This is a genomic window from Stenotrophomonas sp. INTA L402-1 (assembly GCF_059295135.1).
In genome coordinates, this window is sequence record NZ_JCAFWP010000111.1 from 1 (window position 1) to 610 (window position 610).

A 610-nucleotide genomic window follows, 5' to 3' on the forward strand; every position below is an offset into this window, starting at 1 on the left:
AGATGTGTATAAGAGACAGGTACCACCCCAGCCCCTTAAAGATAGCTGGGAGCCGTACAAATGTCTGATTCTCTCGATATTGGCGTGGACGTGGACTCCAAGGAGTTCGTACCGGCAGTGGCCGACCGCAAGGCCGGCGACAGGATCGCCAACACCCGGGCCGGCATAGCCCAGTGGCTCAACACCTTGCCCCAGCGATGCCGGATTGGCATGGAGGCGACGGGGCGGTACTACGAGTTGTTGGCTCGGATGGCTGGCCAAGCAGGCCACGTTGTCTATGTGATCAATCCACGTCTGATCAAGCACTACGGCCGGGCGACGGGCTCGCGTGGCAAGACGGACGCCATGGACGCCGAAGCGATCGCCCGGTACGTGAAGAAGGAGAACGATCGCCTGCGTGAATACGTACCGCGTACCGATGAGCAGCAGCAGATGCACGATTTGCTGCGCAAGCGGCAGACGCTGGTAAAGACACGCGCGCGCCTGGAGCAATCCTTCGGGGTAAGCAAAAGTGCCCCCGGGGAGCTGTCAGATCTGTTCTGCGCTCTGGCTGGGACGCTGTCCGAGCTGGAAAGCGAACTGCAGCGCTTGGGTCGCGATGGAGAGCATG

The 610-nt window shown here is 61.0% G+C and carries 1 protein-coding gene; it reads left to right on the plus strand.

All coding sequences use genetic code 11. From position 1 onward, the window contains the following. Positions 1-60: 60 nt before the first annotated feature. Positions 61-610 (plus strand): IS110 family transposase (locus tag AC5O77_RS21765; protein WP_494507171.1); only part of this gene is annotated, 550 nt, incomplete at its 3' end.